Source organism: Novosphingobium sp. UBA1939 (assembly GCF_002336885.1).
Classification (GTDB): domain Bacteria; phylum Pseudomonadota; class Alphaproteobacteria; order Sphingomonadales; family Sphingomonadaceae; genus Novosphingobium.
Window position 1 is genome coordinate 61,862 of the sequence record NZ_DDFB01000125.1, and the last position, 26,748, is coordinate 88,609.

Consider the following 26,748-nt stretch of genomic DNA (forward strand, 5'->3'; position numbering starts at 1 on the left):
GGAAGCGCGAAGGCCAGCGCGGCGGCACATGCTCCAACGGCACTCTTTCTGCGAACAGTCATCATCCTTCTCCTTCCGGTGCCGTCATGGCGTGACGATCGCGAACGGCGGCGTCGGTTTGTCTATCCAGCTCACCAATTGCGCGAACGCGGCCATTTGCCCTTCGATCCTGGCTTCGCCCGAGGCGATCTTGGGCGCGAGCGGCTGGCCGCGGAGCAGCGCCGCGACGAGATCGGCGTACTTGATCGTCAGCGTTGCATCGGGCGTACCGACCACGCCCGGCCGGTGAACCAGCACGCCGTTGCCGACCGTGACCGTCACTTGCGCATTCCGGTCGGGGAACACGAACACCAGACGCAGCTTCGCATCGCCGGCCTTCTCGGCCGCAAAGCGGACCGAGAGCACATCGAACAACTGGTCCGGCGTCAGCGAGCCGGCGATTCCGGGCGAGATGGCGGATGCGGCCGGAGGCTGCGCCCCGCGCAATTCGCTCGCGCCCGTCAGGTACATGTTGCGCCACAGCGAGTTCTCGCTCTGCCACGCGAGTTGCTGATAGCAGCGCGCCAGCAAATCGCGCGCGGCGGTGTCACCGGCATCGGCAAAGACCGCGCGGTTGAGCAGTTCCGCTGCCCAGGCATAGTCACCCTTGTCATAGGCCGCCTGCGCCAGCTGCCGCACCCGCGCCGCGCCGCCCAGCGCCTCGACATAACGGCGGCCGCCTTCCTCGGGCGGCAACGGAGCGAGATGCACCGGGTTGCCATCGTACCAGCCCATGTAGAATTGATAGACCGCGCGCGCGTTGAAGCTGAGCGAACCGTAGTAGGGCCGGCCGTACCATTCCTGCTGCAACGCCTTCGGCAGCGTCAGCTTCGCGGCGATCTCATCGCCCGTCAGGCCTTGATTCATCAGCCGCACGGTCTGGTCGTGCAGGTACGCATAGGCATCGCGGTGCTTGCCGAGAAAGTCGGTGATTTCCGCCGCCCCGAAGCGCGGCCAGCCGTGGCTGGTAATCATCACGTCGGCGCCGGCGAAGAAATCGATCGCCTCTGTCAGCCCCTGCGCCCACGCCTTGGCGTTGCGCACCACCGCCCCGCGCGGGGTCAGAATGTTGTGCTGGGTGACATTAGCGTTTTCGGCAAGATCGGCCACTTTCCAGTCCGGGAAGCCGATGTTCATTTCGGCCGGGGCTTCCGTGCCGGGCGTGACCTGAAAGCGCAGTTTCACCCCGTCGAGCACGATCTCCGTGCCGGTCTTCGCGATTTCGCGATTGGGCGGAACAAGCCCCTGCGTGCCGGGTGCCACGGCCATGCCGATCCCCGAGCCCATGTTGCCGGTGGGTCCCTTGGGCAGCGTCAGCCCGAACTGATAGATCGCGCGGCGCGCCATGGCCGGGCCGGCGATCACGTTTTCACCCACCGCCGCGTCGGTGAAGCCTTGCGGCGCCAGGATCGGCACGTCTGGCACCGCGAAAGGCAGAATGCCGCCCGCGCCGCCGAAATGGTCGATATGCGAATGGGTATAGATTATCGCGCTGACTGGCCGCTTGCCAAGTTGTTCGGTCACGAGATCATAGGCCGCGCGGGCCGTTTCGTCGGCGGTCAGCGGATCGATCACGATCCAGCCCTTGTCGCCTTTCACGAAGGTCACGTTGGCGATATCGAACCCGCGCACCTGCCAGATGCGGTCGGAAACCTTGAACAGCCCCGCGCGCGAAAGCACCTGCGCATGGCGCCACAGGCTGGGATTGACCGTATCGGGCGCCGGGGCTTCGACGAAGCTGAAGGTATTGAGATCCCACACCACGCGCCCGTCGGCGGCGCGGATCAGCGGGTCTTTGCGCGTCGCCACGAAACCGCGCGCGGCGAAGTCGTAATCACGCCGGTCCTGAAACGGCGCGGCGGCGCGCGCGGCCTCATTGACCGCCCTTGTCGTCGCGCTGGGCGGATCGGCAGCCCGGGCGGCGGCCGTCTGGGCGAATGCCGCCGAACCACCCGAACAGCACCCAGCCGCCAGCACCACGGCCAGCCCTTTCAGCATCCTGCGCCCCATACTCTCCACCTGCGTCTTGTTATCGCATGTCGAGCCTAGAGCACAGGTTATGGCAATGAAAGCGCCAATTGTTTCCGCACCCGATGGGGGCATCATCAATGGGCTGTCGGACGCCCTTACTGGATCGCGGCGAGTTCGCTTTGCGTCTTGGCCAGCATTTCGTCGGTGATCTTGCCGCTGGAATAGGGCTGCAGCGCCTTGAGGCTGATTGCCTTGAACATCTCGTATTCCGGCCGTGCGATCAGGCCGGGAAAATTCCGTTCGATCACGGCCTTGCCCTGCTCGTTGGCCACGATGTCCTGAATCGGCGTATCGATCGTGAACTTCGCCGCCGTCGTCGCCGCAACCGCACCCGTATCGGCGGCCGTTGCCGCAACCGGCGCCACCAGCGCCAGAATCATACCCAACGCAACCTGCTTCATCGCAAACTTCCTTGCTTCGAATGCGCCCCCTGCGGGGCATAACCGGGCGGCGGCTGGCTGGCTATCCGCATCTCCGTCAAAAACACGCCACAAAAGAAACGGGGCCGGAACCGAGGGAGGTTCCAGCCCCGAGAGGGGAGGGAATTGATGGCCAAGGCTTACGTCAGAAATCGTAACCCAGGCTGAACAGCACCGAACGCCCCAGGATCGGGCGGCCATTCGGCGTCGCCGGATTGCGCGGATCGCCTTCCGTCAGGCCATGGCTGTTGTTGAGGTTGTCCGCCCGCACCGAGAAGAACAGCCCGGAATCGAGCTTCGCCTGCGCGCCGAGGTCCAGCTTGGTGTAGGCCGGCAAGCGCGAGGAGTTGGCCAGATCGCTCCAGCGCGCCCCGATGAACGACGCCGCGCCGAACAGGCTGACCTTCACCGCGCCGACGGTCACATCATAGCTGGGCGAAAGGCGGACCTGGTACTTCGGTTGGCGGAGCACTTCGTTGCCCACCTGTCCGGGGGTCGACGAAGCGGTGACCTTGGCGTTCTGCAAGGTCGCGAGGGTTGCGAACCCGAAGGCGCCGAGGCGCAGGTTGCCGTCCAGTTCGAGGCCGTAGGCCCGCGTCTTGAACTGCGAATTCGCCACCACCGAACCGACGGTGGAGTCGAAATTGTTGTTCTTGTTATAGAAAACCGTGGCGTAGAGCGACAGGAGCTGGCTGGAATACTTCACCCCGCCTTCCAGCTGGCTGACACCGAACACGTTCGGATTGCCGTTCCGCAGATCATCGAAGTTCGGGTAGCGATAGCCCTTGGAATAGCGCAGGAACACGCCAAGGTGCGGGTCGAACGCATAGTTGGCCGCCGCCGAATAGGCGAACTTCTTCGCGGTGACGTGGTTGCGCTGGTTCACCGTGCCGTCCGGATAGCCGTAGGTTCCGGAGTCGTTGGAATCGATCACGTAGTCGAGCGCCAGCCACTGGTGCCGCACGCCCAGATCGATCCGCAGCTTGTCCGTCACCTGCACGCTGTCGGCCAGGTAGATGGCGTTGACCTGCGCATCGCCCGACGAGCGGATGCCATAGTGGAAACAGCTCGATCCCGATCCCGCGCTGGCCAGCATCCCGCAGGTGATGCCGCTTTGCAGCAGATCGCCGTTCTGCACGTTCTGGACCGGCACGGCGTTGCCCAGCGTCCAGAAATCATCGGCAGACCAGTCCGCGCGATAGTAGCCCGCGGTGAAGTTGTTGATGCCGGAATGGAAATTGACGCTGAGATCGTTGGTGAAGGATTCGATCTTCTTCTCGACCACCCAGTGCCCGTAGTTCTGGATCCAGTCGTTGGCGTTCAGCGTCACGCCGCCGGCCGTCTTGATCGTGCCCAGGCCCGGATTGGCGGCCTGCAGGGCGCTAACGCGGATGGGCGAGCCGTCCGGCACGAAGCCGAGCGTATCGGCATTGCCGTTAGTGTAGGACAGGTTGTCGCGCACCGACCAGCCGCCGCCCAGATCGAACTTCAGGTTCAGGCCCGAAAGGCTGCCCTTCCAGCCGCGACCGCGCGCGAAGTCATAGGTCTTCGTCTCGTTCGGCCCGACCTGCAAGGTGGCATAGCGCGTGGCGTTGCCGAGCTGCGAGAACGTGCCCAGATCGTTGCCGGTGTTGAGCGCCATCGGCAGGTACCACTGGCCGTGATCGTCCGTCACGCGGGTCCAGATGCTGATTTCGCCGTTGTCGAACTTCTTGGTCAGCTGCGCGCTGATCTGGCGCCCCTTCTCCGACTTGAACTGCGCATCGCGGATGCCCGGCGATTGCTGCACATAGCCGCCGATCATGTAATAGAGATCGTGGCCCAGCGGACCGGAAATGACCGCGTCGGCCCGCGCCGAGCCGTAGTCCGTGGCCGAAAGCTTGACTCGGCCCTCGGTGGTTTCGCCGCCCTTCTTCAGGTTGAAATTGAGCGTAACGCCGACTTCGCCGTTGGAGAACACCGCGTTCGGTCCGCCGTGCGCGGCTTCGGTGGAGGCGATCGTCTCGTCGGTGCGGAAGATCGAGCTGTTGTCCATGAACGACAGCGATTCCGTGCCGTAGATCGGCGCGCCATTGAGCGACATCGTCACCCACGGCGCATCGCTGCCGCCCGGCAGACCGCGCACGTCGATGTTCGCACCGGCCACGCCGCTGGAGCTTTCGGCCCAGACGCCGGGAACGAGCGTGAAGACTTCGGCCGTGCTCTTGGGCGAAATGCGTTCGAGCGCGGCTTCGTTGATGGTGGTAATGGCGTAGGAAGCATCCTGCTTGCGCACGCCCGCGCCGCCGGGGGTACCGATCACGACGATGGCGTTGGCATCGTCAACGGTTTCGGAAGCGGCCGCGTCCTGCGGGGCTGCGGCGTCCTGGGCCTGCACGGCATTCGCCGCAAGCGCCAGCGCGATCGCGCCTGCCGCCACACCGGAACGCACCATGCCATTCATGGAAAGTCTCATGCACCTCTCTCCCTTGATCATCGCCTTTGCGGCGAGTGCATGACAGCCCTTTAACGAGTCATGAAATGCATTTCAAGGGCAAGTTGCAGCTGTTCATTTTTAACCGGAACCCTGCAATAACGCGCGCGCAACACAAAAGGGCGGGAGCAACGGGTGGCGGACGAAGCGGGTATCCGGAAAAAACGGTCACGATCGATGGGGGTCAGCATGGCCGACATCGCCCGCATCGCGAACGTATCGAAGCCCACGGTCTCGCGCGTGCTTAGCGGCAGTCCGCTGGTGACCCAGGCCACGCGCGATCACGTGCTCGAGGTGGCCCGCGCGCACGGCTATGCGGTGAACCGCAACGCGCAGAAACTGCGGCAGACCCGCACCGACACGATCAGCGTGGTGCTCGACTTCGGCTCGCACCGGGGCGGCCGAATCGCCGACCCGTTCATCTTCGAACTGCTGGCCGGCGTTGCCGAAGCGCTGGCCGTCCGGAAGCTCGATCTTCTGCTTTCCCCGCCCGCGGCGCAGGACGAACGCGCCTATCAGGACCAGGTCAACGCACGCGTGGTCGACGGCTTCATTTTCCTGGGCCAGGGCGAACGCGATCCGATGCTGCGCGACCTGGCCAAGCTGGGCGTGCCGTTCGTGGTGTGGGGCGCGGTCGATCCGACCGAGCCCTATTGCGCCGTGGGCAGCGATAATCGCCTGGGCGGACGGCTGGCGGGCGAATACTTCCTGCGGTCAGGGCGCAAGGACTGGCTGTTCATCGGCGATACCAACCATGCCGAAATCGCCATGCGCCACGATGGGCTGAGCGAGGCGGCGTACGGCAAATCCGCGTCCATCCGGGTGCTGCGCACGGGCGACATGTCGTACACCTCCACGCTCAACGATACCGCCGCCTACCTCGCCACGCATCCCGCGCCCGATGCCGTCTTCGCCTTTTCCGACACGGCGGCCATGGCGGTGATCGCCGCATTCAAGGAACAGGGATTACGCGCGCCGGAGGATTTCGCGCTGGTCGGGTACAACAACATCCCGCCGGCGGCAGCCTTCACCCCGGCGATCACCACGGTGGAGCAGGAAACCCACATCGCCGGCGCGATTCTGGTCGAAAAGCTGATGCAGAAGATCGAAGGCGGCCGCGCCGCGTCCACCGTGCTGCCCACGCGCCTGATCGTGCGCGAGACCTAGGTCAGCCGACAGACACCCCTTCCTCGGCCAGCCTCTTCAGCACGATCACGCCGGCTGCGAGCAGCGCGATCGGCACCAGCAGGCTGTACAGAACGCGCGCGTCCGGAATAGCGGAGAACAGCTCGGCGACAATCCGCGATCCGGTGGTACCGCCCAGCGCAGAGAACACCACGATCAGGCCGATCAATCCCGGCTGCCGCGCCTTGGGCACGCTGCTCAGGATCACCGAGTTGAGCGTGGGATAGATCGGCGCCATGAAGAACCCGATCGCGGGCAGCAGCAGTGCCGCAAACGGGATATCCCGCCAGGCCGTAACCGGCGCATGGGCATCCGTCCCCACCATGCCTGGCACCGCCAGCAGGATCGCCGCCATGCCCGCCAGGCAACCGAGCATGAGCGGAAACCATCCTACTCGCGTCACCAGCAGCCCCGCAACGAGCCGCCCCAGCGCGATCGACATGGCAAAGGCCGAAGCGGCTTGCACCGCGATCTGGCCGTCGAGCCCCAGCACGCGGTGGTTGATCGTGGGCAGCCACGTCCCCACGCCCTGCTCGATCAGCACGTAGAGAAAGATCGCGGCGATGAAGACCTGCGTCAGCCGCAGCCGCAACAGGGCGAGCATGGCCGGAAACGCGCGCGGCGCGGCGGCATCGCCTTCCGGCTTCGCGACCAGCCCCCGCTCATCAATGCGTACGAAAGCAGCAGCCAGGGCTGCGACCAGGCACAGGCCGGCAAGAAGCCAGTAGGTATTCAGCCACGAAGGCGACGACGGATCCGTGGGATCGATGAATGCCGCGAAAATCCAGGAGCTGGAGACGACCGCGGCCATGAAGCCGGATTCGATGATCCCCAGCAGGCGCGCATGGCCGGAGGCCGATCCGGTCAGCAGGCCGACCGACGAATAGACCGCCACTTTCATGAGCGCGAAGCCAAGCCCGGTGGCGAAGAACATCAGCCGCATCGCCCAGAAGGAATCTCCCAGCGGCACCGCCACGCATCCCAGCCCGGCGATGAGCAGCGCGGCGACCATCGAACGCCGGATGCCAAAGCGCGGCAAGTGCGATGCCAGCGTGAACGAGGCCACGGCGATGGTGATATCCTTGAACGCTTCCAGCGTGCTGGCCGCGCGGTTGTCGACATGGAAATAGCCCGTCGACTGGAGAATCGCCGTTCCCACGCTGTTCAGGAGAATCGCGAACGTGGCGTAGCCGAGGCACAGCGCGAAGGTCACGAACCAGCCCGCCCGGGCTGCGGCGGCACCGCCGGCATTCCCCGCAGTTTCTTCCGGTTTCTGCGCACTGATTCCCGCAAATGCCACGCCTGCCTCTCCCTTATTGCGCATCATGCCGTCATGCGGCTTGAACGGAAGCTAGCATTTCGGTAATGAAATGCATATCATTAATGTGTTTCGGACCGTGTTCCGGCGCTTTCGTAGGCGCCTCAGGCACCCATGGGAGAGATGGAATGCACCCTGCCGACGGGGCTCGCGCAGACTTTTCGCAGGCCCGGATGATTCGCGACGGCTGGACCCTGGCCGCCCCGCTGGATCTGGGGCCGCAGGTTCCGGCGATCTTCGCGATCGGCAATGGCTTCATCGGCATTCGCGCCGAAACCGGGACGGACGATCTGCCGCGCGTCTATCTCAACGGCGTCTATGACCGGGTGCCGATCGACTACCACGAGGGCGCGTATGGCTTGCCGCGCGGTGGCGACGTACGCCTTTCCGTTGCCGACGGAACGAAGATCGCGATCGGCATCGACGGCACGCCCATCGCAATCGACGCGCCGCTCGAACTCGACATGAAGCGGGGCGTGCTGCGCCAGACGGTGCGGCACGGCGATGCGACGATCACGCTGACCCGTTTCGCCAGCATGGCGGAGCAGGCGCTGGCGGGCTGCGTCGTGGATGTCGTCGCCGGCGCGCGCGCCATCGACCTGACGATCGGCGGCGGGATCGAGGCCCCCCGGCTTGCCACGCCGCCGGCGGATATCGACGATCCGCGCATCACGCAGGCGATGGCCAACCCCTGGCACGAAGTGGCCGTGCCCGCCGATGCCCTCTCCTGCCGTGCCGACCGGCTCGAACGGAGCGGCTTCACCGTGGCCGTGGCCCGCAGCACGCCGCTGCAGGTCCGCATCCCGGCCGGCGAGGCACGGCGCATCCCGGTGCTGACCGCCTATGTCGCCGAACGCGATACCCCCCCCGACGAATTGGCGGCGCGCTCGCGCGCGCTGGTCGGCACGGCCACGGCCGCCGGTGCCGACGCCCTGCTGGCGGAACAGGAGCAGGCCTGGAGCGCGATCTGGGCAGGAACCCGCTTTGCCCTGGCCGATCCGGTGGCCGAAGGCGCGCTGCGGCATGGGCTGTTCCAGATCGCCCAGGCGGTCCGCCGCGACGGGCACGGCTCCATCGCCGCCAAGGGCCAGACCGGCGAAGGCTATGAAGGGCACATCTTCTGGGATGCGGAAACCTATGCCCTGCCCTTCCTGATCCATACCCAGCCCGCCATGGCGCGCGCGGCGCTGGCCTGGCGCGTGGCGGGGCTGGACGCCGCGCGCCAGAACGCGCGCGATCTGGGGCACGAAACCGGCGCGGTGCTGCCCTGGCGCACCATCGGCGGACGCGAATGTTCGTCCTATTTCCTCGCCGGATCGGCACAGTACCACATCAACGCCGATGTCGCGCACGCGCTGCGGCTCTACGTGGAGACGACCGGCGACCTCTCGATCCTGCGCGAAGGCGGGGCGGAGCTGCTGGCCGAAACCGCGCGCATCTGGCTGGCGGCAGGTTGGCACGATCCGGCGCGCGGTGATGCCTTCGTGATCAACCGCGTGACCGGTCCGGACGAATACACCGCGCTGGTCGACAACAATCTCTACACCAACCTGATGGCGGCCGAGCACATGCGCTATGCCGCCTCGCTCGAACAGCGCCACGGCATCGATCCGGGGCTTTCCCCGGCGGAGCGGCAGGCCATGCTGCGCGCCGCCGACACGATCTTTCTGCCCTTCGACGAAGCCCGGCAGGTCTTCGCGCAGGATGACGCGTTTTTCGGCAAGCAGCCCTGGCCGATCAGCGACACGCCAACAGACAAGTTCCCGCTGCTGCTGCACTACCATCCGCTGCACATCTACCGCCATTGCGTGTGCAAGCAGGCGGACGCGGTGCTCGCCGTCGCGACGCTGCCCCACCGCTTCGCGCCGGATATGCGCAAGCGGATGCTGGATGTGTATGAGGCGCTCACCGTCCACGATTCCACGCTCTCCGCCAGCAGCTTTGCGGCGGCGGCGGCGCTGGCCGGCGAAACCGGACGCGCCGCGCGGTACTGGACCGACACGGTGCTGACCGACCTGCTCAACCTCCACGCCAATACCGCGCACGGGCTGCACATGGCCGCGCTGGGCGGTGGCTGGAACGCGCTCGCCTTCGGCTTCGCCGGGCTATCGACGCTCGACGGAGCGCTGGCGTTCTCCCCCCGCGCGCATCCCGTCGCCGGCGATTACGAACTCGGCGTGCGGTTCCACGGCCGGGCCGTCACGCTCACGGTCGCGAACGGCAAGGCCCGCTATGCGGTCGACGGCGAGCCGCTGACCTTGTCCCATTGGGGCGAGACGGTGACCGTGGGCGCCACGCCGGTCACGCTGGATCTGCCGGCATGAGCGCGATCAAGGGCCTGGCCTTCGACCTGGACGGCGTGATCGCCGACAGCGCCACCCTGCACTTCGCGGCCTGGAAGCGGCTGGCGGACGAACTCGGCATCCCGTTCACCGCCGAGGACAACGAAGCGCTGAAGGGCGTCGACCGGATCAATTCGCTGCGGCACATCCTGAAGCTGGGGCGGCGCGCGTTGCCGGACGACGAGATAGAGCGCCTGGCCGCGCGCAAGAACGGCTTCTACGTCGATGCGATCTCCACGCTGACGGCGGACGCCCTGTTGCCCGGCGCGGCCGCGCTGCTCGATGAAGCGGCCACGCGCGGATTGCGCATCGGCCTCGCTTCCGCCAGCCGCAATGCTCCCGCCCTGCTGGAACGGCTGGGCGTGGCCGAGGCGTTCGAGTTCATCGCGGATCCCGCCGATCACCTGCCCAAGCCGGCGCCGGACCTGTTCCTGGCCTGTGCCCGGGCCTTCGACTTGCCGCCGCAAGCGATGATCGGCTTCGAGGATGCCCCGGCCGGGATCGAGGCGATCCGCGCGGCCGGCTTCCGCGCGATCGGCATCGGCGAAACACCCCTGCCCCGCGCCGACGTGCAGTTCGCGACGCTGGCCGACATCGACCTCGCCGCCCTGCTCGCCTGACCGTTCACACGGGCGGGAACAGCGCGAACACCACCGGCGTTGCCGCCACCGAAAGAAGCGTGGTGATCGCCGACGCCTGCGCCGGCCCCATCGGGTCCACGCCATTGGACCGCGCCAGCAGCGTGGGCACTGCCCCCGTCGGCAGGGCGGATAGCAACACCGCCGCGCTGGTCCACACCGGCGGCAATCCGCATAGATGCGCCGCCAGCGCGGTCAGCGCCGGTTGCAGCACCATCTTGCCGGACACCACCATCCAGACCGCCAGCGATCCCGCGATCCGCGCGCCCGCCATCGCCGCACCGACCGAGATCAGCGCGCAAGGCGTCGCCGCGCCGCCCAGCAGCGACAGCATATCGTGCAATGGCACCGGCATCGGCAGGCGCAGCAGGGACCAGCCGATCCCCAACACCGCCGAGACGACCAGCGGATTGCGGAACGTCACGCCCGCCAGCTTGGTCGAAAGCCCAGCCCTGCCGTCCTGCGATGGCAGCAGCACCAGCGCGGCCGCCACCACCGTCAGCAGAAGTATCATGCTGGCCAGCATCGCGGCGGAAATTCCGATCTGCCCCAGCAAGGCCCCGGCCAGAGGCAGGCCGAGAAACGCGGTGTTGGCATAGGACGCGCTCAACGCCCCGACGATCGCGCCCGACCGGTCGTGCGGGGACAGGCGCCGAAGCACCATCAGCGAAAGGGCGAAGGCCAGCATTGCCGCGCCCCCGAAGGCCAGCAGGAACCCCGGTTCGAACACCGCGTGCCAATCGGTATCCGCCCCCACCTTGAACAGCAGCGCGGGAAAAAACAGGTACATGACCGCCGTGTTGATCGCGGAAAGGCCCTCGACGCCCGGACGAGCCACTTTCCCGAAACCGAAGCCGAGAGCGACCAGTCCCAGGATCGGCAGACACGCGAACAGACTTTGCAGCACGGGAAACTCTCGGCAATCGGGAACGGCCGCGGACGCGTGGGCCATGCGGCGCGGTTAGCCAAGCGCAAAATGATGCCAGCGATTGCCTTTCCGCAGGAGATCAAGCAGCCGGAACGCGGATCTCCTGAATTTCGATCGCATCGGCCTCGCCGCCGAAGTCCGCGAAATCGCCTTCCTCCGCGCCCATCATCGCGCGGCTGAGCGGCGCGGAAAACGAGACAAGCCCATCTGCCGGGGCGGCCTCGTCATCGCCGACGATGGTGATCGTCTTCGCCTTGCCCCGCAGCGCGAAAGTCACGGTACAACCGAACTCCACCGTGGCGCCACCGGGCTGCGGCGCCAGTTGCGCGGTCGCCTGACGGGTGCTCCAGTACCGCAGTTCCCGCCGCACCTTCTTCACCTCCGCCTCGTCCGTCAGCGGCAGCAGCGCCGCCTCCAGCTCGGCCACCTTGCCGGCGATCAGCGCCAGGCCCCGCGCGGTGACGAGATTGGGACCGGGCGGGATCGGGATCTCGAATGTCGGTTCGAGATGCTCGTCATCGCTTTCCCTGCGAAATGCCACGCTCATGCCGGTTCCTCGTCCTTCACCGTCCAGATCGACAGATCGGGCTCCTGCCCGATCAGCGCAAGCCCGTGCGCGATCGAGGTCAGCTCCTCGCCGCTATCGATGCGCCCCGCATCGAACCGTTCGGTGAACAGGCGGCGCACGGCGGGAATGAGCGAGGAACCGCCGGTGAGAAACACATGGTCGATGTCCTGCGGCGCCAGCCCGGCGCTGGCGAGGGCCGCATCCACCGTTTCGCCGATCCGGGCCAGATCGGGCGCGATCCATTGCTCGAAATCCGCGCGGCTAACGTCGGCCTGCACTTTCAGGGCCGGGCTGTCGAACCGGAAGGTCGCCCACTCCTCGCTCGACAGTGCGCGCTTGAGCCGGCCGACCGCATCGTACAACGGATAGCCCAGCTCGTTTTCCACCACCGCGATCATCCGCCCGATCGCCTGCGGATCGCTGGCAGCGCGGCGCAGGCGCTCCAGTTCCTCCAGCGTCCGCCGGTTGCGCATCAGCGCCAGGCGCGACCAGTCGCCGAAATCGGTGAAGTGCCCGGCCGGGATTTCCAGCACCTTGTCGAACGAGCGATAGGTGCCGCCCTTGCCCAGCATCGGCAGCACCAGATGGTCCATGATGCGGTAGTCGAACCGGTCCCCGGCGATGCCGATACCGGCCGATCCTAGCGGCACGCACCGCTGCGCCGCGCCCGGCGCTTCCACCCGCACGATGGAAAAGTCGCTGGTGCCGCCGCCGAAGTCCGCCACGAGCAGCGTCGCGGGTTGGGTGAGACGCGCGGCAAAGCTGAAGGCGGCGCCCATCGGCTCGTACACGTAGTGTACCTCGCGCCCCAGCAGCGCGAACATCGCGTCGTACCGAGCGCGCGCCAGCGCGGGATCGGGTCGTGCCCCGACATAGCGCACCGGGCGGCCGACGATGATCCGTTCCGGCAGATCGCGCAGCGCGCCGGCGGAACGGGCGCGCAGGTGTTCCAGGAACACCTTGCCGAGATCCTCGAACCGCAGGCGCTTTTCGAAGATCGTGGCGTGTTCGAACAGGGCGTTGGCGGCAACGGACTTGAACGACTGGATGAAGCGGCTGCCATCGGGCATGTCGAGAAATTCGGCGATGGCCCACGGCCCGGCCTCGTGCGCCAGCCCGCCGCGCATGGCGCTATCTTCCCAGAAGCACAGGGCCGAACGGAAAACCGCGCTGGTCCCGTCGGGCGCGTCGAAGCGGACGAGCCCCGCCTCCCCAGCGCCGGCCGTCGTGGCGATGACCGAATTCGTGGTGCCGAAGTCGATGCCGACAGCGCGCGCGGTGGGCGTGCCAGTGGCCATGGAGGATTCCTTTGCAACGGGGTCGGGAAGCGGCCGGCGCCTATGGCAATGCCTGCCTATAATGGCAACCATTCGTTCGCGGGCAAACGGGAATGCGGGCGCCGCAAACAAAGGTGGGCGGGGCCGATTGAACGCCGCGCGGATGCTGTTAGCATTCCGGACAGATGTTCAGTTTTTGGCGCAAGCGGGGGCAAGGGGAAATGACCAATACAACGGGGCGGCGGATCCGGCTGCTCGGCACGGCTTTGGCGATCACCGCGGCATGGGCTGCGCCGGCCCTGGCGAAGGAGAAAGTCGATCTCCTCCTCCGCCACGGCCACGTGCTCACGGTCGACCCTTCGTTTTCCGTCCGCTCGGCGGTGGCCGTCCGCGATGGCCGCATCGTCGCCGTGGGGGGCGAGGAACTGGCGGATCGCTACACGGCCGATCGCACGATCGACCTCGCCGGTCGCACGCTGATGCCCGGCTTCACCGACACGCACCTGCACCCCAAGCCGATGGCGCCGAACGACATTGCCGTCCAGAGCGCGCACAGCGTGGCCGAAGTGCAGGACATGCTGCGCACGAAGGCGGCGCAACTCGGCCCCGGCCAATGGATCACCGGCTATGGCTGGCAGGAATCGAACCTTGCCGAAAAGCGCAACCTGACGCGCGCGGACCTTGACGCGGCCACGCCGAACAACCCGGTGATGCTGGTGCGCGCCGGCGCGCATTCGGCGGTCAGCAATTCCGCCGCACTCAAGATTGCCAAGATCGATCGCACCACGCCCGATCCCAAGAGCGGTCTGATCGAGCACGACGCGGCCGGCGAACCCAACGGGATCATCCGCGAACGCTTCGATCTGGTCAGCGCATTCATCCCCACGCCCAGCTGGGAATCGATGCGCCCGGCCTATATCGGCTGGCTCAAGAACATCCTCTCGCTCGGCATCACCAGCTTTCATGACGCCAGCGGCACGATCGACGACGAACCTGTCGGCAAGGGCGGCGCGGCCGGCACCGATCCCGGCGCCTCGTGGGCCGGCGCCAACATGACGTTCCGCCGCGCGCGCGAAATCTATGCCGAAATGGGCGACCAACTGCCGCGCATCACGATGTACATCATCTATCCCGGCGCGGAGCGGCTCAAGGCCTTTCCCTATCACACCGGCTATGGCGACGAGCACGTCCGGCTCGGCGCGATCGGGGAGAACGCGGTGGACGGTGGCTTCACCGGCCCCACTGCCTGGCTGCTCGCGGATTACAAGGGCCAGCCCGGCTTCCGTGGCAAGGGGCGCTATACCGACGCGGAATTGCAGGAGATGGTGGATACTTCTGCCCGCCTCGGCTGGCAGATGGGCCTGCACTGCATCGGCGATGCCGCCATCGTCCAGACCATCCAGGCCTATGACAAGGCGCTGAACGCCATTCCCGATCCGGCGCACCCGATGGCCGACCGCCGCTGGTTCACCGACCATTTCACGATCATGCCGCCCGACGCGACCATGGCGACGATGAAGCGCGACAGCATCATGATCGCGCAGCAGCCGAACTTCCTCTACAATCTGGAGGACCGCTACATGCAGGTGCTCGACGACTGGCGGCTGGCGCACAACAATCCGCTGACCACGCCGGTCAAGAAGTTCGGCCTGTTCATGGCGTTCGGCAGCGACAACCTTCCGGTCAACCCGTTCGTGGGCCTTTACGCAGCGATCACCCGCAAGGGGCCGAGCGGGCAGGTTCACGGTGCGGACGAGGCGATCCCGCGCGAGGACGCGATCCGCATGTACACCGCGAACGGCGCCTACCTTTCGTGGGAGGAGAAGACCAAGGGCACGATCGAGCCGGGCAAGCTGGCCGACCTGATCGTGCTGCCGTTCGATCCGCTGACGGCCAGCCCGGAGACAATCCTGGCGGGGCAGGTTGACATGACGTTCCTGGGCGGCAAGCTCGTGTTCCAGCGCTGACCGGCGCATCCCCCGCCCTGACCCTCCCGGAGACTCCGTGTCCGCTGAAAACCCGCGCAGCCTCAGCACCGCCCTGAAATCCCGCCACGTCTCGATGATCGCCATTGGCGGCATCATCGGGGCGGGCCTGTTCGTCGGCAGCAGCACCTCCATCGCGCGCGTGGGGCCGGCGGTGATCGTCAGCTACGGCATTGCCGGGCTGGTGATCCTGATGGTCATGCGCATGTTGAGCGAGATGGCCAGCCAGCATCCCGGCGCCGGATCGTTCACCGAACTGGTGCGCATCGGTCTGGGCCATCGCGCCGGCTTCGTCTGCGGATGGCTCTACTGGTACTTCTGGGTGGTGGTGGTCGCGATCGAGGCGATCGCGGGGGCGGTGATCCTGCACGGCTGGATAGACTTGCCGGTGTGGACGATCGGCGTGTTCCTTCTCGCCGGGCTGACGGCGGTAAACCTGATGTCCGCGCTTTCCTATGGCGAGTTCGAGTTCTGGCTGTCGCTGACCAAGGTCGGCGCAATCATCGCATTCATTCTGATCGCCGGGCTGTGGGCCAGCGGGATCACCTCGCCCACCGGGCCGACGTTCGCCAACCTCGTCTCGCACGGCGGCTTCGCGCCGAACGGATGGGGGGCGGTGATCGCGGGCGTGACCAGCGTGATCTTTGCGCTATGCGGCGCGGAGATCGCCACCGTGGCGGCAGCGGAATCGCAGGAACCGGCCAAGACCATCGCGCGCATCACCGGCAGCGTGGCGCTGCGCATCCTGCTGTTCTACCTGCTCTCGATCGGCCTGATCGTCTCGGTCGTGCCGTGGACCTCGATCGTGCCGGGCAAGTCCCCGTTCGCCGCCGCGCTCGATTACATGCACATCCCGCACGCGGGCGACATGATGAACCTGCTGGTGCTGGTGGCCGTGCTGTCGTGCCTCAATTCGGGGCTCTACGTCACCTCACGCGTGCTGTTCGTGCTGTCGGAAAAGGGCGATGCGCCCCGCGCACTCGTCGCGCTGAACCGGCGCTCGGTGCCCGCGCGCTCGACCATCTTCGCCAGCCTGTTCGCCTATCTCGCGCTCGCCGCCTCGGTGCTTTCGCCGGAACTGGTGTTCAGCTTCCTCGTCAACGCCTCGGGCGCGCTGATGCTGTTCATCTACCTGTTCGTCTGCTTCGCGCAGGTGCGCCTGCGCAACCGCAACGAACAGGAAGGCACGGCACCGCCCATCCGCATGTGGCTGCACCCCTATATCAGCTATGCCACGGCCGGGGCGATCCTCGCGGTGCTGGGCGCGATGGCGTTCAGCCCCAGCGCGCGCATCGAACTGGTCAGCAGCCTGGTGGTGCTGGGCATCGCCACCGCCGCCTCGTTCCGCGGCGATACGCGCGACAGGGCCGCCGCATAGAGCCAGGCGCCTAACGCATCGCCGCGCGAATATCCGGCATCGCCAGAAACTGGTCCAGCGTGCGGTCGATCCGCGCGAAAATCTCGTCCATTTCGTCGTGCGAACAGCACAGCGCCGGCGCGAAGCCGATCGCGCCGTTGGCGAAACAGCGCACGATCACGCCGTTGTCCCACGTCAGTTGCGCAAGCCGGCCGGCGACATCGAGCTCCGGCGCGAAATTGGTGCGCGCCTGCTTGTCCGAAACCAGTTCGATCGCGCCGAGCAGCCCGCGCGAACGCACGTCGCCTACCAGCGGATGGTCCTTGAACCGCTCGAAATGGGCGGCGAACGTGCCGCCCACGTCCACCCCGTTCGCCAGCAGCCCGCCTTCCTGATAGAGCCGCAGGCATTCCAGCGCCACGGCGGCGCTGACCGGATGGCCCGAATAGGTATAGCCATGGCCGATCGGCAGGGCTTCGGCGCCACCATCGGCGATCCCCTGATAGACGTGATCGGCCATCATGACCGCGCCCATCGGCACGTAGCCGGAGGTCAGCCCCTTCGCCATGGTCATCAGATCGGGCGAGACGCCTTCCTCCAGACTCGCGAACATCGGCCCGGTGCGGCCGAAGCCGGTGATCACCTCGTCCACCACCATCAGAATGCCCAGCCGCGTGCAGGCTTCCCGCATCGCCTTGAGCCAGCCGCGCGGCGGCACGATAACCCCGCCCGATCCCTGGATCGGCTCGCAGAAGAACGCCGCCACGTTCTCCGCGCCCAGTTCCGCGACCTTGGCCTCCAGCGCACCGACACTGGCGGCGATCAGCGCGGCCGGATCGTGCCCTTCCGGGTGGCGATAGGGGAACGGCGAAGCAATATGGTGCTGCCACGGGCGCGGCAGATCGAAGTTGCGGTGGAAGTGCGGCAGCGCGGTTAGGCCGGAACCGAGGCTACTCGACCCGTGATAACCGTTCACCTGCGCAATGAAGTGCTTCTTTTGCGGCTGCCCCACCGCGTTCCAGTAATGCACGATATAGCGGATGGCGCTGTCGACCGCGTCCGACCCACCCAGCGTGAAATAGACATGATCCAGCCCTTCCGGCGCCAGCGCGCAGAGTTCGCCGGCCAGCCGGATCGCCGGTTCGCAGCCATAGTGGAAGAAGCCCGTGGCGTAGGGCAGCTTGCGGAGCTGTTCGGTCGCGGCTTCGACGATGCTTTCCTGCCCGTAGCCGACATTGACGCACCACAGCCCGGCGAATGCATCGATCATGCGGCGGCCGTCGATATCGGTCAGCCACATGCCCTGCCCGGATTCCAGAATGCGCGGCCCGTGCTTTTCGTGGCCGCGAAACGAAACGACGGGATGGATCAGGTTGTCGCGATCGATGTCGACAAGCGAGCGGTTGGATAACGAGGTCATGCGCCGGACACTACGTCGGCCGGCGCTGCCGATTAAGCGAAATGTGCGAGCCATCCGCCTCCTTTTTTGCGCGTCGGCCTATCCCCTGGCGAAAGCCGCGTTCCGCCACGCTTGCGCCAGCACGGCGGCATCGCCGGTGCCGAACACGTAGCGATCCGGCCGCACCAGCACGGCCGGCGCGTCATGCGCATCCAGCCATGTTTCCAGCGCTTGCCGGAACGGGGCGAGCGCAGGATCATCCAGTCCCGCCGAACGGATGCCCTCTTCCCCGGCAGCGTTGCCCCGCACCAGCAGCCACGCCCCGGCTCCCAGCGCATCGTCAAGCCGCGCACCATCGGCAATCGCCTGCGGGAAATAGCTGCCGGCACCCGCGCTTCCCGCCAGGACAACGCCGGTATCGAGCGGCGGATAGGCCGGTGCTCCATCGGGCGACTGTCCAGCCGCGCGGGCTGCCAGCATCTGCCGGTCGCGCTCCGCCGCCGCTGCCGGATCGGTGATGCAGACCGTGCGCCCCATCATGATCGCCATGCCGATGGTCGCGCGCAGGTTGGGCTCGCGCTCCGGCTGGTAACTGTCGAGCAGGCTGTCCGGCGCACCCTCGCGCAGGATCGCGGCCAGTTTCCAGGCAAGGTTCGCCGCGTCGCGAATGCCCGAACACAGGCCCTGCCCGGCGAAAGGTGGCGTCTGGTGCGCGGCGTCGCCCGCCAGCAGCAGGCGCCCCTTGCGCCACTGTTCCGCAATCCGGGCGCGGAACGTATAGACCGCCTTGCGCTCCAGCGTGACCGCACCATCCACTTTCCACGGCGCCATCAATCGCGCGATGGTGGCGTCCGCACTGATCTCCTCCGGCGTTTCCCCCGGCCTGATCATGAATTCCCAGCGGTGCCGCCCCTCGCCCATCAGGACGCAGGTTGTCGGGCGATCCGGATCGCAAATCTGGAGGTTCACCGGCGGCAGACGCGAAAAGTCCTGCACGATGGTATCGACCACCAGCCAGGGTTCCTCGAACCCAAGATCCTCGAAGCCGATCCCCGCCGCCTTGCGCATCGGGCTGCGCGCGCCGTCCGCCCCCACCAGATAGCGCGCACGCACCTCCTGCTGGCCATCGGGCGTGTCGATCTGGGCGATCACTCCCTCGGCGTCTTCCGCGAACGACAGCACGTCCCAGCGCGGCTCCAGGCGGGCCGCCGGGTAGTCCGCCAGCCTGTCCCGCAACACCCGCTCCACCGATGGCTGGTGGATCATGTTCGCGGCGGGCCAGCCACCCGGCCCGATCCGGTCCGATCCGGTGAACCGCAACAGGATCTCGCCCGCCGCGTTGAGGAAATCGTAGCGGCTCGATTGCCGGCTCGACCGGACGATGGCTTCCGCCGCGCCCACTTCCTGAAACACGCGGATGATCTCGTGATCGAGATGCGCGGCGCGCGGCAGCGGATAGACCTCCGCTTCCTTTTCCGCGACGATCACCGAAACGCCCTGCCGGGCCAAAAGGAGGGCCAGAGTCACGCCGGTCGGGCCGCCGCCGGCGATGAGAACGTCGCATTCTTGGATAGCGGCGGCGGCCATCGGCTCAGCCCTCCGCCGCCATCGTGCCCTCGATCGCGCAAAGGCCATCGATCTCGCACCGCACCACATCGCCGGGCTTCAGGAACTGGCGCGGGTCCATTGCCGCGCCCACGCCACCGGGCGTGCCGGTGAAGATCACGTCGCCCGGCTCCAGCGTCATCGCCTGCGAAAGATGCTCGATCTGCTGCCACAGGTTGAACACCAGATTCCGCGTGTTCGAATCCTGCCGCTTCTCGCCATTGACGAAGCAGCGGATGCCCAGCGCGTGCGGATCGGCCACGTCATCGGCGGTGGTCAGCCACGGCCCCATCGGCGCGTGCGTGTCGAAGCTCTTGCCAAGCGACCATTGCGGGCCGGCGTGCTGCCACATGCGCTCGGTCACGTCGTTGCCCACGCAATAGCCAAACACATACTCCGCCGCCTTGTCCGCCGGGATATGCTTGCCCCCCTTGCCGATCACGGCGACCAGTTCGACCTCGTAGTCGTTGGTGCCCGTGCCCTTCGCTATCAGGATGGGATCGAACGGCCCGTTCACGGACGTCTGCGCCTTGGTGAACCATACCTGCCGTTCGGGCGTGCCCATGTTCGATTCCGCGATGTGATCGGCATAGTTGAGGCCGATCGCGAAAATCTTGCCCGGCCGCTGTACGGGCGACGCCAGCCGCACCGAAGCCAGCGGGACGCCACCGCCCGCGGCAGCCTTCGCGGCCAGCCCGTCCTTCACTGCATCCCAGTTTGTGATCAGATCGATCATCGATCCGGCGATGCCGGTATCGATCAGCGTTTCGTCCACAACGATCGCGGTGCGGATCGCGCCATCGGCGGCGTGATAGCTGGCAAGTTTCATGCGGCTTGTCCTTTCGGGTTGCGGCGGAACAGCCGCCGGATGCGCAATTGCAGGGCCATGATGAAGGCGAGAACCCCGGGTTTCGGAGCCATACGCCCCGCCAGCATCGGATGCGGGCTGCCCCATTGCACCGCCAGCAGGCTCGCGACCGGCATCTTTTGCGGCGGATCGGCTGCCGTCAGCAAGTCGCCATCGGTCCAGTGTTCGAGTTCGTGGCCCCAGGGGTCTTTCCAGTAATCGAAGATCTGGCTGCCCATGATGTGCCGGCCCACGCCCCATGCCGCCGTGCGCTTGCGCGCCTTGAGGTGCTGGTGCCCCAGCATCAGGTCGTCGAAGTTGCAAACCTCGAACGCGGCGTGCAGGAAGGCCGGCTTCTGCGGCAGTTGCGCCAGGAACAGCGTGTGGTGATCGGCCGGCTTGTCGCCCCGGTCGCAGCGCATGAACGCGCCCAGCGGCAGGTTCGGCGCGGCTTCCACCTCGTCCGACGTCAGGAAGCCGAAGCGTTCCTTGTACCACGCCTCCGACGTGCGGAAATCGGAGACGTTGAGCACGCAATGGCCGATGCGCCGGACGTGCGCCGGCCCCCCTTCCAGCCGCACGAGCTGGCGGAAGCGCGGCTTCGCGCTGGCAGTGTTGCGCACGGGATCGGCCATGGCGGGGCTTTCCGATTCCTTCGACTGGCCCGCCACCACTTCCACCATGAAACCATCGGGATCGCGCAGGCGGACGACCGAGCCGCCGCCGGGTTCGTCGAGCGGTTCAACCGCCACGCCTTCGGCACGCGCCAGCGCTTCCAGATCCTCGATCCGCTCCGCCCGAAAGCCCACGCCGCGAAAGCCCGGCTCGCCCGGTTCGGTCACATGGAGGAACGGCCGACCATCCCCGCCCCGGGCATAGAGCCGCCCATCCTGCTCGAAGCAGGCCAGTCCGAAATCCTCCAGAAAGGCGCGCATGGCTTGCAGATCGGGCGCGGCAAAGCGCACGTGGGCAATATCCTCGACGCGGATGATGCTCATCGCCATCGTCTCCCGGCATCCTCTGTCCGGCCGCGGTCTGAAGGCCGCGACTCAAACTTGACTTTTTAGTCAAATATCATGAATGACCAAACGGTCAAGAGCGCTTATGGACCGAACCATGATCGAACCCACGCTTTCCCCCCGCGCCGCGCGCACCCGCTCCGCCCTGCTCGCCGCCGGGCTGGAACTGCTGGCCGAACGCCCGGTGGACGCGATCGCCATCGACGAAGTGGTCGCCGCAGCCGGCGTCGCCAAGGGATCGTTCTTCAACCATTTCGAGGACAAGCACGATTTCGCCGGAGCGATCTCGCGCGCGATCCGCGTTGACGTGGAAGCCCTGGTGGGGCGCACCAATCGCGACATCGCCGATCCGCTGGAACGGCTGGCCGGAGGCATGATCGCCGCCGCCGCCTTCGCCCTGGCCGAGCCCAAGCGCGCGGCCGTGCTGACCCGGTCCTCCTCCGGCACCGTGGTCGAGGATCACCCGCTCAACCGGGGCCTGCTGGAAGACATGCGCGCCGCGCTGGCCGACGGCCTCGTTTCCCCCGAAGGCGGGCGGGCGGGCGTGCTTTACTGGCTGGGCTGCTGCCAGATCGTCATGGCCAGCAGCGTGGTGCAACGGGCCTCGGTCGATCACGCGGCCGGCTTCGTTGCCGACATGCTGGCGCTGGGCTTGCGCGGCCTTGGTGCATCGGCCAGCGCGGTGGCGCGCATCGCCGATCCAGAACGTGTGCGGCAGCACCTCCGCGCGATCACAAGCGCCTGATTACACTGCGTCGGCCTGCCAGCCACCGCCCAGCGCAAGGAACACCGCCACCTGATCGCTGGCAAGCGCGGCGTCCGATGTCGCCAGCGTCATTTCCGCCGCCGAAAGCGTGCGCGCGGCGTCCAGCCCGGTCAGCGCGTTCTCGCGCCCGGCCGCGCGCATCCGCTGGACCTTGGCCAGCGCCGCCGCCGCCTTGTCGCGCGCCTCGCGCAACGAGGCGTTGCGCTGGAGTTCGTGGGCATAGGTGGTCAGCGCGCTTTCCGTCTCGCGCAGCGCGCCCAGCATCACGCCGTCGAAGCGTGCCAGCGCCGCGTCGCGTTCGGCTTCGGCCGCCGCGATTTCGGCATGGGCGATCTTGCGGTTGGGAAAGGTCCACGACAGCAGCGGCCCCAGGCCGAACGACAAGCCGCGCGGTGTTCCCGGAAACTTGAACGGGCTGACGTCCTCCACGGAAGCGCCGAAGCGCACGGTGGGATAGAGCTCCGATCGCGCCACGCCGATCCGGTCGAGCGAACCCGCGACCGTTCGCTCCGCCGCGCGCACGTCGGGCCGGCGCCGCAGCAAGGCGGCACCATCGCCCACCGGCAGCACGCTGGTCACGCGCGGCGGTTGCACGCAGGTCTGGATCTCCCTGGGAAACTCGGCCGGCGGACGCCCCAGCAGCGTCGCCAGCCGGAACAGCGCGTTTTCCTGCGCTGTGTCGAATCCCGGCATCTGCGCCTCCAGCTGCGCCACCAGCACTTCGGCGTTGTCGCGATCGAGCGGCGTTCCGCGTCCGGCCGCGATCAGCCGGTTGGTGAAGTCCAGATTGCGCCGCAATAGTCCAAGGCTGTGCTGCGCCCGCGCGCGCAGCATTCCCGCAGCGCAAGCATCGGCATAGGCCCCGGCCACGCCCGCGGCGACGTTGACGCGCGTCAGGTCATAGGCGGCCTGCGCCGCATCGCGGTCATGCCCGGCCGCCGCCGTCAGGCTGCGGATGCGCCCGCCTACGTCGAAATCATAGGTGAGCGAAGCCCCGCCACTGACCAGCGGATAGCCCTGAAAACTCTCGAAAGCGACCGGATCGCGGTTGACCGTCGCCCCGGCGTTGAGGTTCGCCAGAACCGTTCCCTGTGCATGGGCCTGCCGGATCATGGCACTGGCGCGGTCGATGTTCGCCGCCGCCACGCGCAAATCGGTGTTCGCCTTGAACGCCTCCTCGATCAGACCGTCGAGCTGGGGGTCGTCGTAGAGCTTCCACCACTGGCCCGGCACGGGATCATCCCGGAATGGTCCCTTGTCCATGCTGACGAACGGCGCATTGGCGGCCGGCGCTTCGGAAAGCGCGGTCTGGGTCCGGTCGCGCTCCATCGGCACATGCACACAAGCGGACAGCACCAGGGTGGGCGCGAGCAGCACCGCCAGGCGAGTCAGGCGACCGATCCGGTTCACGACCGGCCTCCCGCATGGACGGTGCGCCCGGCGCCATCGATCACGTCGACGGTGGCGGTCCTGCCGGCGATCAGGCGGATATCCTGTGGCACCCTGACCAGCGCGATCCGCACCGGCACGCGCTGCGCCAGCCGCACCCAGTTGAACGTGGGATTCACGCTTGCCAGCTGGTTGCTGGCATTGGTCCGCTCGCGATCGTCGATGCCGGGCGCGATGCTTTCCACGCGCCCTTCGATCGGGCTGGTTTCGCCCATCAGCAACACCCTTGCGCGATCGCCAACGTGGATGCGCGGCAGCTTGGTTTCCTCGAAATAGCCGTCGATCCACATCGTATCGGCATCGACCACGGCCAGCCCCTGCGCGCCGGCTGCCAGATAATCGCCTGGCTTGAGCAGCAGGTTGGCGACGTAGCCGTTCACCGTCGCACGGACGAGCGTGCGCTCCAGGTTGAGGCGCGCCACGTTGACCGCGACCCGCGCCGCCTCAAGGCTGGCGCTCGCTGTCTCCGCCTTGGCTTCCAGCGCCTCGCGCTCCTCCGCGGAGACGAGATCGCCCAGCATCCGTGCGCGGCGCAACTGGGAATGCGCGTCGGCGGCAGTCGCCTGCGCGCTTGCCACGGCGGCCTGCGCCTGGGCCAGCGCCAGCCGGTAGCGGGGCGTGTCCACCTCGAACAGCACCTGCCCCTTCGTCACGCGGTCGTTCTCCCGGACGAACACGCGTGTGACCAGCCCCGGCACGTCGGACGAGACCTTGACGACATCGGCGCGCACGCGGCCATCGCGCGTCCACGGATCGACCTCGTAGCGCTGCCACATCGCGCGCCCGGCGACGAACGCCAGGACGACCACCGCCAGCGTGATGGCAACGCGCAGGATGCCGATCAGGATCGGCCGGAACGAGGCAGGAGCAAGGGATCGGGGAGACATTTCGGGTTCGCCTGATGGGAAAGGAGTTTCAGTGAATGAAGGTTAGCGGAAGGCCGGAGACAGCGCCGGTCAGCGCCACGAACAGCGCGATCTCGAACAGCGAGCGGTGCCAGACGAAGCGGTAGAGCCGCCACCGCCGCATCGCGATCTGGATGAACAGGAACGGGACCAGCGCCACCGCCGCGGTCGCGAACAGGTGCGGGAAGAACACGCCGTAAAGATGCAGTTCGGGCGTCATGCGGCTTCGGTCCTGACGTCTGCGGGAACAAGCGTGCGGTCCAGCCCGGTCAGCGCCAGCAGCGCCTCGCGCCGGGCAGGCGTGGGTGGCGTGGCGGCCACTTCGCGGATAGCCTCGGCAATCCGGGCGTGCAGATCGCCCTCGCCGCGGCCGCGCCAGTAGCGGCGGAGCGCATCGAGCAGGCGCCCCACGGCCGGCGCATCGGCGCGCGGCGGCCCCACGCGGCGCAGCGTCAACAGGTTGAGACCGACACGCATCGTCCGCAGCGTCTGCGCCACCAGATCGTCCGGATCGCCCCGCACCGCCACGCGCGCGCCCAGCAGGCCCACGCGGTCCACCATCAACCCGGTCCAGGCCGGCACCGCGAGCGGCGGTTCGGTCCGCGTCTGGCTGGCAAGATCCCGTTCGGCGAGGCGGACGATCCGCCGCGCCGAGAAATCGGCCCCCACCGATCGCACCAGCCGAGTCACCAGCGAGGCTGTCAGCACGCCCACGACCGAGGCCAGCGAACTGTTCACGAAACCGGCAAAGCTGGGGGAGAAGCCCTCCTGAATGCCCAGCGTGCCGTTGATCCCCATCGCCAGGGGCACCATCCGCATGGTCCATCGGGGAATAGCCATAAAATAGCCGATGACTAGGAACGTGGGCGCCAGCACGAGCATCAGCGTGGAGAAATCGTGAACCTGCGGCACTATGCCGAACAGGTAGATGCCGGTGACGACAGTGGCATAGCTCCACCAGATCGCCACCTTGTTGATCTCGCGCGAGGGATCATCCATCCCCGCAAAGAAGCTGGCGAAGATCGAAGCCATCATCACCGCCGTACCGCCATCGGGCCAGCTCGTAGCGATCCAGAACCCGCAGAGCAGCAGGATCGCCAAACTCGCGGTGAGACCCGACCACACCGCCATGCCGTAATCGCGGTGCAGCCGGCGCGCGCGCTCGTCGGCGAGCACCGCGCGCAAGGGCGCCGGTGCAGTTCCGCCATCGCGCAAATGCCGCGCCAGCACCGCGCAATCGCGCCAGGCCTCGATCATTTCCGCGAGCCGCGCGTGAAAACTGGCGCGCAGCAATTCATCGTCGGAAGGCATTTCGCCCAGCACCGGCTCCAGCCCGCGCGCGCGCCGGGATAGCGCCGCGGCGAGATCGAGCGAAGCCGTGTCCGCCGCAACCACCCATGCCCGGACATCGGCAATCAGCCGGTCGCTGGCGGGCGAGAGCACGCCCCCTCCCTGCCGCAACGCATCAAGCCGGTCCCCCACCGATTGCGCCAGTGGCAGCAGCATCGCCATACGCTCCGCCAGCTTGCCCACCTCAAGGCTGCGATCGTGGTAATGTGATGTATCGAACGGCAGATGCGTGGCCAGGATGTGCAATTCGGTGATGTCGCCGGCCAGCTTGTGGACATCGCGGTTGTGCGGATCGTGAACGCCGGCCAGCGCATCCAGCACCCAGGCCTGCGCATCGTGCAGGAACCCGTCGATCCGCGCTTCGAGCGTGCCGGCAATGCCGCGCGGCAACACCACGCTGTGGATCAGCGTGGCACAGGTGATGCCGAGGCAGATCTCCTCGACGCGGGCCACGGCAGTCGTGAACACCGTGCCTGGCGCGCTGACCGAAGGGAAGCCGATCAGCGCGGCGGTATAGCCGCTCAGCATGAACACATAGGCGCGGGGCGTGCGGTCGAGCAGCGAGATGGCGAGGCACAGGCCGACCCATACCGCCAGCGTCAGGCTGAGCAGTTCCGGCGCGTCCACCAGCAGCGGCACCGCGCCGACCGCAACGGCCGCGCCAACCACCGTCCCGATCACGCGATAAAGCGCCTTGGAACGGACCGACCCGGCCTGAGGCTGGCTGACGATATAGACCGTCATCGCCGCCCAGTAGGGGTTCACCAGCCCCAGCCCCAGCGCCATGAACAACGCCAGCACAGCCGCCGCGAAGCTGTTGAGCGAGAAAACCATGCGAGAGGCATGCG

Annotated in this window: 21 protein-coding genes; 6 read left to right on the forward strand and 15 right to left on the reverse strand. The window is 67.1% G+C overall.

The features are described from left to right. Positions 1 to 84 precede the first annotated feature (84 nt). From B3547_RS16520 to B3547_RS16530, 3 genes are all read right to left on the reverse strand, one after another. On the reverse strand, positions 85 to 2,049 hold the full coding sequence (locus B3547_RS16520) for an alkyl/aryl-sulfatase (protein WP_292964768.1): 1,965 nt from the start codon (positions 2,047 to 2,049) through the stop codon (positions 85 to 87). Between the two features lie 116 nt (positions 2,050 to 2,165). Continuing rightward, entirely contained in the window at positions 2,166 to 2,471 is a 306-nt protein-coding gene (locus B3547_RS16525) for a hypothetical protein (protein WP_292964770.1), read from the reverse strand. 163 nt (positions 2,472 to 2,634) lie between these two features. After that, positions 2,635 to 4,944 (reverse strand): TonB-dependent receptor, encoded by a 2,310-nt coding sequence (locus B3547_RS16530; protein ID WP_194917602.1) that lies wholly within the window; start codon positions 4,942 to 4,944, stop codon positions 2,635 to 2,637. Between the two features lie 207 nt (positions 4,945 to 5,151). Between B3547_RS16530 and B3547_RS16535 the strand changes: the two genes are divergently transcribed. After that, positions 5,152 to 6,129, forward strand: a complete 978-nt coding sequence (locus tag B3547_RS16535) for a LacI family DNA-binding transcriptional regulator (RefSeq protein WP_292964774.1) — start codon at positions 5,152 to 5,154, stop codon at positions 6,127 to 6,129. A gap of 1 nt (position 6,130) precedes the next feature. On the opposite strand, the gene B3547_RS16540 is transcribed toward B3547_RS16535, so the two are convergent. Continuing rightward, positions 6,131 to 7,447: an MFS transporter gene (locus tag B3547_RS16540; RefSeq protein WP_292964775.1), complete on the reverse strand. Its 1,317-nt coding sequence runs from the start codon at positions 7,445 to 7,447 to the stop codon at positions 6,131 to 6,133. A 191-nt stretch (positions 7,448 to 7,638) separates the two neighbouring features. Between B3547_RS16540 and B3547_RS16545 the strand changes: the two genes are divergently transcribed. Both B3547_RS16545 and pgmB read left to right on the forward strand, forming a co-directional pair. Further along, positions 7,639 to 9,789 (forward strand): glycoside hydrolase family 65 protein, encoded by a 2,151-nt coding sequence (locus tag B3547_RS16545; RefSeq protein WP_292964776.1) that lies wholly within the window; start codon positions 7,639 to 7,641, stop codon positions 9,787 to 9,789. Beyond that, entirely contained in the window at positions 9,786 to 10,427 is a 642-nt protein-coding gene (pgmB, locus tag B3547_RS16550; RefSeq protein WP_292964778.1) for a beta-phosphoglucomutase, read from the forward strand. The genes B3547_RS16545 and pgmB overlap by 4 nt, the downstream gene beginning before the upstream one ends. 4 nt (positions 10,428 to 10,431) lie before the next feature. Here pgmB and B3547_RS16555 read toward each other — a convergent pair whose 3' ends face one another. Genes B3547_RS16555 through B3547_RS16565 form a run of 3 tightly spaced genes read right to left on the reverse strand, consistent with a single transcriptional unit; the run spans position 10,432 to position 13,239 of the window. After that, a complete protein-coding gene (locus tag B3547_RS16555) occupies positions 10,432 to 11,397 on the reverse strand; it encodes an AEC family transporter (RefSeq protein ID WP_124809091.1) in 966 nt (321 codons plus the stop codon). Between the two features lie 55 nt (positions 11,398 to 11,452). Beyond that, positions 11,453 to 11,920 carry a GreA/GreB family elongation factor gene (locus tag B3547_RS16560; protein WP_124809092.1) on the reverse strand — a complete coding sequence of 156 codons (468 nt, stop codon included), beginning with the start codon at positions 11,918 to 11,920 and terminating at the stop codon, positions 11,453 to 11,455. After that, complete coding sequence (locus B3547_RS16565) at positions 11,917 to 13,239, reverse strand: Hsp70 family protein (RefSeq protein ID WP_292964780.1); 1,323 nt, start codon at positions 13,237 to 13,239, stop codon at positions 11,917 to 11,919. The genes B3547_RS16560 and B3547_RS16565 overlap by 4 nt, the downstream gene beginning before the upstream one ends. 200 nt (positions 13,240 to 13,439) lie before the next feature. On the opposite strand from B3547_RS16565, the gene B3547_RS16570 reads away from it, so the two are divergent. Then, entirely contained in the window at positions 13,440 to 15,185 is a 1,746-nt protein-coding gene (locus B3547_RS16570; RefSeq protein WP_292964782.1) for an amidohydrolase, read from the forward strand. Between the two features lie 37 nt (positions 15,186 to 15,222). Next, the gene (locus B3547_RS16575) at positions 15,223 to 16,581 is read left to right on the forward strand and encodes an amino acid permease (RefSeq protein ID WP_233497796.1); all 1,359 of its coding nucleotides are present in this window, start codon (positions 15,223 to 15,225) and stop codon (positions 16,579 to 16,581) included. A 10-nt stretch (positions 16,582 to 16,591) separates the two neighbouring features. Here B3547_RS16575 and B3547_RS16580 read toward each other — a convergent pair whose 3' ends face one another. The 4 genes from B3547_RS16580 to B3547_RS16595 all read right to left on the reverse strand — a co-directional run bounded on the left by B3547_RS16580 (position 16,592) and on the right by B3547_RS16595 (position 21,409). After that, positions 16,592 to 17,980: an aspartate aminotransferase family protein gene (locus B3547_RS16580; protein ID WP_292964785.1), complete on the reverse strand. Its 1,389-nt coding sequence runs from the start codon at positions 17,978 to 17,980 to the stop codon at positions 16,592 to 16,594. Between the two features lie 78 nt (positions 17,981 to 18,058). Beyond that, on the reverse strand, positions 18,059 to 19,486 hold the full coding sequence (locus B3547_RS16585; RefSeq protein ID WP_414690571.1) for a bifunctional 3-(3-hydroxy-phenyl)propionate/3-hydroxycinnamic acid hydroxylase: 1,428 nt from the start codon (positions 19,484 to 19,486) through the stop codon (positions 18,059 to 18,061). 64 nt (positions 19,487 to 19,550) lie between these two features. Further along, positions 19,551 to 20,393, reverse strand: coding sequence for a fumarylacetoacetate hydrolase family protein (locus B3547_RS16590; protein WP_292964789.1), 843 nt, complete (start codon positions 20,391 to 20,393; stop codon positions 19,551 to 19,553). Then, positions 20,390 to 21,409, reverse strand: coding sequence for a VOC family protein (locus tag B3547_RS16595; protein ID WP_292964791.1), 1,020 nt, complete (start codon positions 21,407 to 21,409; stop codon positions 20,390 to 20,392). The genes B3547_RS16590 and B3547_RS16595 overlap by 4 nt, the downstream gene beginning before the upstream one ends. 118 nt (positions 21,410 to 21,527) lie before the next feature. Between B3547_RS16595 and B3547_RS16600 the strand changes: the two genes are divergently transcribed. Continuing rightward, the gene (locus B3547_RS16600) at positions 21,528 to 22,175 is read left to right on the forward strand and encodes a TetR/AcrR family transcriptional regulator (RefSeq protein ID WP_292964793.1); all 648 of its coding nucleotides are present in this window, start codon (positions 21,528 to 21,530) and stop codon (positions 22,173 to 22,175) included. Here the strand turns inward: B3547_RS16600 and B3547_RS16605 are convergent, their stop codons facing one another. From B3547_RS16605 to B3547_RS16620, 4 genes are read right to left on the reverse strand one after another with little or no spacing between them, the layout of a single operon-like run. Further along, on the reverse strand, positions 22,176 to 23,606 hold the full coding sequence (locus tag B3547_RS16605) for an efflux transporter outer membrane subunit (protein WP_292964795.1): 1,431 nt from the start codon (positions 23,604 to 23,606) through the stop codon (positions 22,176 to 22,178). Beyond that, the gene (locus tag B3547_RS16610) at positions 23,603 to 24,532 is read right to left on the reverse strand and encodes an HlyD family secretion protein (RefSeq protein WP_292964797.1); all 930 of its coding nucleotides are present in this window, start codon (positions 24,530 to 24,532) and stop codon (positions 23,603 to 23,605) included. Before B3547_RS16610 ends, B3547_RS16605 begins: the two co-directional genes overlap by 4 nt. A 28-nt stretch (positions 24,533 to 24,560) precedes the next feature. Next, entirely contained in the window at positions 24,561 to 24,770 is a 210-nt protein-coding gene (locus B3547_RS16615; RefSeq protein ID WP_124809102.1) for a DUF1656 domain-containing protein, read from the reverse strand. Beyond that, a complete protein-coding gene (locus B3547_RS16620) occupies positions 24,767 to 26,734 on the reverse strand; it encodes an FUSC family protein (protein WP_292964800.1) in 1,968 nt (655 codons plus the stop codon). The genes B3547_RS16615 and B3547_RS16620 overlap by 4 nt, the downstream gene beginning before the upstream one ends. Positions 26,735 to 26,748 lie beyond the last annotated feature (14 nt).